This window comes from Sphingomonas panni (assembly GCF_022664435.1).
Classification (GTDB): Bacteria; Pseudomonadota; Alphaproteobacteria; order Sphingomonadales; family Sphingomonadaceae; genus Sphingomonas; species Sphingomonas panni.
This window is the reverse complement of sequence record NZ_JAKREU010000014.1, coordinates 60,346-68,255: the sequence shown is the minus strand read 5'-3', so window position 1 is coordinate 68,255 and position 7,910 is coordinate 60,346. Positions and strand designations below refer to the sequence as shown.

General features: G+C 64.9%; 6 protein-coding genes and 1 other annotated feature. Of the genes, 3 read left to right on the top strand and 3 right to left on the bottom strand.

Going from position 1 to position 7,910, the window contains the following annotated elements:
* On the bottom strand, positions 1 to 1,767 hold a 1,767-nt coding region (locus MF609_RS18880; RefSeq protein WP_242417626.1), incomplete at its 3' end, for a catalase.
* A 287-nt stretch (positions 1,768 to 2,054) separates the two neighbouring features.
* Positions 2,055 to 2,110, top strand: a sequence feature (sul1 is cis-regulatory element that is thought to sense ions involved in sulfur or methionine metabolism; They are found in Alphaproteobacteria).
* Positions 2,111 to 2,172: 62 nt separating this feature from the next.
* Between MF609_RS18880 and MF609_RS18875 the strand changes: the two genes are divergently transcribed.
* Positions 2,173 to 3,660, top strand: coding sequence for a SulP family inorganic anion transporter (locus MF609_RS18875; RefSeq protein WP_242417625.1), 1,488 nt, complete (start codon positions 2,173 to 2,175; stop codon positions 3,658 to 3,660).
* Positions 3,661 to 3,803: 143 nt separating this feature from the next.
* On the opposite strand, the gene MF609_RS18870 is transcribed toward MF609_RS18875, so the two are convergent.
* Both MF609_RS18870 and MF609_RS18865 read right to left on the bottom strand, forming a co-directional pair.
* Positions 3,804 to 4,649, bottom strand: coding sequence for a helix-turn-helix domain-containing protein (locus MF609_RS18870; RefSeq protein WP_242417624.1), 846 nt, complete (start codon positions 4,647 to 4,649; stop codon positions 3,804 to 3,806).
* Between the two features lie 427 nt (positions 4,650 to 5,076).
* A complete protein-coding gene (locus MF609_RS18865; protein ID WP_242417623.1) occupies positions 5,077 to 5,991 on the bottom strand; it encodes a replication initiator protein A in 915 nt (304 codons plus the stop codon).
* 325 nt (positions 5,992 to 6,316) lie between these two features.
* On the opposite strand from MF609_RS18865, the gene MF609_RS18860 reads away from it, so the two are divergent.
* On the top strand, positions 6,317 to 7,102 hold the full coding sequence (locus MF609_RS18860; protein WP_242417622.1) for a metallophosphoesterase family protein: 786 nt from the start codon (positions 6,317 to 6,319) through the stop codon (positions 7,100 to 7,102).
* 68 nt (positions 7,103 to 7,170) lie between these two features.
* Positions 7,171 to 7,869: a polysaccharide biosynthesis/export family protein gene (locus MF609_RS18855; RefSeq protein ID WP_242417621.1), complete on the top strand. Its 699-nt coding sequence runs from the start codon at positions 7,171 to 7,173 to the stop codon at positions 7,867 to 7,869.
* The last annotated feature ends 41 nt before the right edge of the window (positions 7,870 to 7,910 follow it).

The window sequence follows — 7,910 nt, the reverse complement described above, 5'->3', positions numbered from 1 at the left end:
GACCTTCGGCGCGATGGTCATCGCGTTGCCGCCCGCCGCCTTGATCGCGTCCTTGAGCGACTTCAGCTCACCCGCATCGCTGCCATCGGCGATCAGGATGCCGACGTTGCGCCCCTCCAGCGTGTGGTGTTCGCGAGGGCCGCGGATGATGCGCAGCGCGGGCGACACGTCCATGTCCTGCACCGGCACCTTGGTCGGCGAGGCTTCGGGCAGGTCCATGGCGAGGCCGTCGGCGACGCGGCTCGCCAGATTCTCGTCGACGTTGCGCAGATTGGCGAGCATCGCGGTACGGATATGTTCGAGGCTGACCTTCGACAGTTCGAACACGAGCGCGGAGGCGATATGCGCCTGTTCCGCCGGGTCCATCGAGCGGAAGAACAGCCGCGCCTGGCTATAATGGTCGGCGAAGCTTTCGGGGCGAATGCGCAGCTTCTGGCCCTGCTCTTCGGAAGGGAAGGTCTTGTAGCCCTTGTCCGGGTCCTCGCGCGCGCCGGCTTCCTCGCCGGCCTTGGCCAAGCTGTTCGGCTCGTAATTGGCGCGACCCTTGGGCACCGCCATCTGCATATGGCCGTCGCGCTGCTGGTTCAGGAACGGGCAGCCCGCCGCCGCCGCGCGACCCTTGGCGCTGTTGATCGGCAGCTGGTGGAAATTGACCGAGCCGAGGCGCGACAGCTGGGTATCGGTATAGCTGAACAGCCGCCCCTGTAGCAGCGGGTCGTTCGAAAAGCCGATGCCGGGCACGACATGGCTCGGCACGAACGCCGCCTGTTCGGTTTCGGCAAAGAAATTGTCGGGATAGCGGTCGAGCACCATCCGCCCGACGATGCGCACCGGCAACACTTCCTCGGGGATGATCTTGGTCGCGTCGAGCACGTCATAGGGCAGCGAATTCGCGAATTCCTCATCGAACAGCTGCACGCCCAGTTCCCATGTCGGAAAATCGCCACGGTCGATCCGTTCGAACAGGTCGCGGCGCTGGAAATCGGGGTCGGCACCGGCGATCTTCACCGTCTCGTCCCAGATGGTCGAGGCGAGGCCGGCCTTGGGCTTCCAGTGGAACTTGACGAAGGTCGATTTGCCTTCCTTGTTGATGAAGCGGAAGGTGTGGACCCCGAACCCTTCCATATTGGCGAAGGTCCGCGGGAGCGTCCGGTCCGACATCGCCCACATCACCATGTGCGTCGATTCGGGCATCAGCGAGATGAAGTCCCAGAAGGTATCGTGCGCGGTCGCCGCCTGCGGATAGCCGCGATCCGCCTCCATCTTGGCCGCATGGATCAGGTCGGGGAACTTGATCGCGTCCTGGATGAAGAAGACCGGGATATTGTTGCCGACCAGGTCCCAGTTCCCTTCGCGGGTGTAGAACTTCACCGCGAAGCCGCGCACGTCGCGCGGGGTATCGACCGATCCCGCGCCGCCCGCGACGGTCGAGAAGCGGGTGAACACCTCGGTCCGCTGGCCCTTCTTCTGGAACAGGTCGGCGACGGTCACGTCGGCCAGGCTGTCGGTACATTCGAAATAGCCATGCGCCGCCGAGCCGCGGGCGTGGACGATCCGTTCCGGGATGCGCTCATGGTCGAAATGGTTCATCTTCTCGCGGAAGACTTCGTCCTCGATCAGCACCGGCCCGCGCGCGCCCGCCTTCAGCTGGTTCTGGTTGTCGCTGATCGGCGTGCCATGGTTGGTGGTCAGCACCGGATGATCGGCATCGGTCACCTGATGGGTTTCGCCGCCATTGCCGGCGTTGAGGGGCTTGGTGTCGGTCATGGGGGAGTCCTCGAGGGTCGGGGTTCGTCCCTCAACGTTCCGGCGAAGGGTGAAGTTGCCCCGGCCGCGCGAGAATGCGGCGAAATAACAATGGGGTGGGATGGGACCCGTACGAGCAACGGGGAGATCCCAGCCTGCGCTGGGATGACGTGCCTGGCAGGCAAGAAGGATACCGCACCCTTCCTCGCCCCGCACGTCGCCCCAGCGCAGGCTGGGGCCTCCCCGTTGGCTGGCCCCGCCGCGCCCCTTGCCCGGCCGCCATCCCCCGGCTACAGGCCCCTCATTCGCAAGGACCCGGTGCAATTCCGGGTGGCTATTCCGGCCGCCGATCCGCCGGACAACATCCCCCGCCGCAACGTTTCCGCGCATCGAGCGATGCGCCCTGCGGCCCGATGTGGAATTTCCATGACCTTCGATTTTGCAACCTATCGCCGCCAGTGGTTCGGCGGTGCCGGACAGGCCCGGCGCGACATCCTTGCCGGCATCGTCGTCGCCCTCGCGCTGATCCCGGAGGCGATCGGCTTTTCGATCATCGCCGGGGTCGACCCGCGCATCGGCCTCTATGCCTCGGTTGCGATCGCGATGACCATTGCGCTGATCGGCGGGCGGCCGGGCATGGTTTCCGCCGCGACTGCCGCCGTCGCGGTGCTGGTGGGGCCGCTGGTCCGCCAGCACGGCATCGACTATCTCTTCGCCGCCACCATCCTGATGGGACTGATCCAGATCGCCGCCGGGCTGCTTCGGCTCGACCGGGTGATGCAGTTCGTGTCGCGCTCGGTCATCACCGGCTTCGTCAATGCGCTCGCCATCCTGATCTTCATGGCGCAGCTGCCGCAGCTGATCGGGGTCAGCTGGCACAGCTATGCGCTGATCGCGCTGGGCCTCGCCATCATCTACCTCCTGCCGCGCGTGACGCGCGCCGTGCCGTCACCTTTGGTCGCGATCCTCGTGCTGAGCGCGATCAGCATCGCACTGGGCCTGCCGGTCAACACGGTCGGCGACATGGGGCGCCTGCCCGAAGGGCTGCCGAGCTTCGCATGGCCGCAGGTGCCGCTGACGCTGGAGACGCTCTGGATCATCCTGCCGACGTCGCTGACCATGGCGGCCGTCGGGCTGCTCGAATCGCTGCTGACCGCGCAGATCGTCGACGACATGACCGATACCGACAGCGACAAGCGTCAGGAATGCGCGGGGCAGGGCGGCGCGAACATCGTCGCCGCTTTGTTCGGCGGGATGGGCGGCTGCGCGATGATCGGCCAGTCGGTCATCAACGTGACCTCGGGCGGACGCGGGCGGCTGTCGACCTTCGTCGCGGGCGCATTTCTGCTGTTCCTGCTCGCCGTACTGGGGCCGTGGGTCGGGCGGGTGCCGATGCCCGCGCTGGTCGCGGTGATGATCATGGTGTCGATCGGCACGTTCAGCTGGAACTCGCTGGCCAATCTGCGCCGCCACCCGCCGACCTCCTCGATCGTGATGCTGGTGACCGTCGCGGTCGTCGTCGCAACCCGCGACCTGTCGCTCGGCGTGCTGGCCGGCGTGCTGCTGTCGGGGGTGTTCTTCGCCGGCAAGGTCCAGCGGATGTTCGCGGTCGAACGGGTCGCGGACGATTATGGCGTGACCTACCGCGTGACGGGGCAGATCTTCTTCGCCTCGGTCGACCGCTTCCGCCGCGCCTTCGGCGTGGAAGCGGCGGGGCCGGTGACGATCGATGTATCGGCGGCGCATTTCTGGGACATTTCGGGCGTCGATGCGCTCGACAAGATCGTCGCCCGCCTGCGCCAGTACGGGGCGGACGTTACGGTGACCGGCTATAACCGGGCGAGCGCCGATCTGGTCGACCGCTTCGCGCTGCACGACAAGACCGGCGTCGAACTGGGCGTCGTGCCGCACTGATCCACCGGGGGACGGGTCGAACGGCCACAGCCGACGCCGCCTGCTCTCGTCGGAGAGCATCGCGCCGGCGTGAGCCGGTGCGTCCCGCAATGTCGGTTGGCGCTATGGCTGGTGGTGTATGTCTGAAGTCGCCGGTTAAGCCGTTAGGCTGAGCGTCGTCGGCCGGCTAGGCCGACGTCATTCGAGGGCGTATCAGATGACTCTGCAAGCGGTTGCGGATCGGAATGAGACTCGCACGCGGCACGATCGATCGCCGCGCCGAGCGACGCCAATACCCGGCCGAGCGCACCGCCCAGCGTCACCTCGGCCAGTTCCTTGCAGCTGAGCGTCGCGCGCATCGCCGCCAGCTCGGCCGCGGCCTCCACCTGATGGACCACCGCATCGCACGGCAGCGGCGCCGGCCGCAGGCTGCGCGGCAGGAAGCGCAGCAGCTTGCCCGGCAGCAACGCGCGATAGATGTTCGAGGTCTGGCGATAGCGGGGGCCAGCGCCCGTCGTGCGGCAGAAACGCCGCTGGCGCAGCAGGAACCCCGCCGCCTCCAGCGCCGACAGCGCCCGCGCCACCGTCGCCCGGCCGAGCGCGGTCGCCTTCGCCAGATGGTCATAGGTCGGGAATACCTTGCCGCCGTTCAGCCGGGCGAGCGTGCAGATTTCCTCGAACACGCGCACGGCGGCGGCGGTGAGGCCGGCCAGCGCCGCCTCCGCCGCATTGAGCATCCGTCCTTCCGCGCGCGCGGTGCGCCTGGCCCGGCGCCCGGCGTCCAATGCGGCGCGGGCGGCGCGCAACAGCCGGTCGGTCTCGCCCCTGGCCGGGACCGCGAAGAAACTGTCCTCGACCGTTCCTGCCTCGACGCTGCCGCGCCGCACCGGCGCGCCGGTGCGATGCAGCCCGCCGCTGCGCGCGACGCGCGGTTCGGCCGAAACAGCGCTGCGTGTGCCGTCCGGCGCGCCGATACGCGCGATCGCCTGCGCCAGGATGAGCGCCATCATCGTCCCCCTTGTCCGGGGCCGGGACCATTTTTGCAAAAAAGGGGCGTGGCGCGAAGCGCGCGTCCTTGAACCGGCTAGCGATCGGGGGTATTTGGATACGCACTGTGATTGCTTCGACGTTTGGCGACGTCGTCCAAATACCTCTGGGACGCCCGGCCTTCGTGCCGGGCTTTCCTTTATGTGGTCACGGCCATTTCCTCATCTGCCGGCCCCGTTGCCGACGTTCTGGCCGACCTTTGCAGATGAAATCCAACATCGGAAGCGTTCCCGGTTCGTGCTTTCGAGTAGGAAGGCCGAAAATGCACCCGTTCCGGCGCAAATCCCTGCGCGCGATTCGTGCTTTCGAGTAGGAATGGCCGCGCCTATTCGTGCTTTCGGATAGGAATAGGCCGCAGAAATTCGTGCTTTCGGATAGGAAATGCGCCGCTCAACCGGCGGGTGATTCGCACCCCTGCAAATCATCGCTGCCGAGCTGCGCCGTACGCCTGCTGAGCACCACCTGCACCGGAGCGCTGCGCCGCCCGCGCCGCGGGGCCTCGCGCTCGTCCGGTGCCTGTTCGATCAGTTCCAGACGATAGTCCGGGATGCTGTCCGCTGCCGCTATCTGCTTCAAAGCATTGCGAAAATTAGCAAGGGGGTTCTGGTAGCCGATCTGCAGGCGAAAGGTCGCGAGATCGACCTCCAACCGGTCCTCGCCGCTCGAGCGCGCCACTTCATAGATGCGCCGCTCGATCGGCCCCAATTGGAAATAGGCGGCGGCATAGTCGAGGACATGCCGGTCGAGCAGGATCGCGCGGAACAGCCAGTCGCACAGCCGTACCTTGACCGCCTTCAGCCGCCGCTCGCCGCCGCGCGTGCGTGAATAATGCAGCTTGGCCTCGGACAGCCACGAGAAGAAGCCCTCCTCGCCTTCGCCGCCGGCTTCGATATTGGTCTTGATCTGCGTGCCCTGCAGCCGCTCCAGCGCCTCCGACAGTCGCCCGTATGACCTGGCAGAGTGATTGGCACCGGTCACCGTGAACAGATCATGCGCGGTGAAGACAAAATCCTGGGTGACGCTCTCGCCCACCTCGATCTTCGCCAGCATCAGACTGGCGATATAGAGCACGATTTCCTTGTCATAGATGGTCGCGACCCCGCTGGCCGAGGGGCGGACTTCGATCGTGACGTTGTTCGACTGATAGGTCAGCGGCTTCATCCACGCATTCTTGGCGAGCGCGAAGAAGGGAAACGCCATCAACGACCGTTCACCCCGGATCTCGGCGGTCAGCGGGCTGTCGAGCCGGAACAGGTCGCCTTGCGGACGGGCGGGGGCGCGAGGGGCGGGGGGCTTGCGGGTCATGGGGTATTTCTACTCGAAAGCACGAAGATTGAGGAGTGCGACAGAGCATGGCTGGGTACGGTAGGAGCCAAAACGCCCCATCCATTCGTGCTTTCGAGTAGAAACAGGCATCAAACCGTGCAGCCGATCCGGGGAGCGGCGATTGCTCCCATCCCACCTGCTGGGCAATCCCGGAATCTTGCCTCGCATCTTTCCTATAGAAAGCCTAGTTGGCTGCTACGTACACAGGCGCGTTCCGAATGTGAGAACAGAATTTCGGATCGGGTTTGTGGGCTATACCTGATACAGCAACGACTGTGAACGCCGTTCCGGTACGGAAGATTACATGAGCCTGCTAAAGAAGATTGCTACCGGGCTGGGTTTGTCGGGCCCGGTCTACCGGGGAAAGCCTGGTATGCGCGCTTATGCGATTGGCGATGTGCATGGTTGCCTCACCCAACTGAACGCAATGCTCGACCGCATCGAACAGGACGTCAGCGGCTATGCGGGAACAGCCTATCTGATCCTGTTGGGGGACATTGTCGATCGCGGACCGGATTCGTGCGGGGTCGTCGAAAGGCTGCGGACCTATCAGCATCCTGCCCTGCGCAAGATGATGCTGATGGGCAATCATGAGGAATTCCTGCTGCGTGCCTTGGATGGGGAAGCGGGTACGTTGCGACGCTGGCTCGAATTCGGCGGCGCGGAATGCATCGCTTCGTACGGGCTGTCCGCACAACGGCTGCTGGCTGCGGAGGAAGACGACGCCGTTGCGATGCTACACAACGCAATCCCCGCAGCGCACATCACCTTCCTTTCCGAATTTGGCGACACGTTGCGCTTCGGCGACTATCTGTTCGTTCACGCCGGTATCCGACCGGGGCTCGCGCTGGATCAACAGTCGCATGCCGACCTGCGCTGGATTCGCGATCCCTTTCTGACCCATCGCGGCGACTATGGCTTCATGGTAGTACACGGCCATACCATTAGTGACACCGTCGACGAACAGACCAACCGCATCGGCATCGATACCGGCGCCTATCGTGGCGGTCCGCTTACCGCATTGGTTGTCGAGAATACCGAACGCCGCTACCTATCAATAGGTGGACAGTCCGGGAGGGGACTGCCATGAGGCAGGCTGGTTGCATCTATGTGAGTGGCAGCGCGCGGTCGTGCGCCACTAGTACTGGAGTGGTTTGGATGCGTATTTTTCCGCCGCGACTTTCGTGGCTGGGATTGATGTTGGCCGTGCTGGTGGCGGGATGCGCAGCCGGTCGGGGTGGTTCCATCCCTTACGCCACCGAAGCGATGCCGTTGCCCGATGCGCCATCCGCCGTCGTCATTCCCGCCGACAGCAAGCTAACGCCTGGTGACCTGCTGGCCATCACGGTGTTCCAAGCCGAACCGCTCAGCAAGGATTATCGCATCGATCGTGCGGGCAATATCGCTATGCCGCTGATCGGAACGGTCAGTGCGGTTGGCAGGACCGTGCCCGAACTGCGCGACGACATCGCGCGCCGCCTGGGCGAGCGGTACATGAACAATCCGGATGTCAGCATTTCGGTCAAGGAATCGTCCAACCGACTGTTCACGGTCGAGGGATCGGTCCGCCAGCCCGGCATGTTCGAGGTTCCCGGCCCGATGACCTTGGTACAAGCCATCGCGGTAGCGCGCGGCACCGACGAGAATGCGAACCCGCGCCGTGTCGGCATCTTTCGGACGGTCCAGGGGCAGCGCGTTGCGGCAGCCTTCGACCTGACCAGCATCCGTCGCGGCGAAGAACCCGATCCGCAGGTCTATGCCGGCGACATCATCGTGGTCGATGGCTCCCCGACCCGCTCGACGCTCACGACCGTACTGCAGACGTTGCCGATCCTCGCATTGTTCCGGCCTTACTGACGCACGCCCGAGATAATAAGGTTATCGGCATGAACAATCAG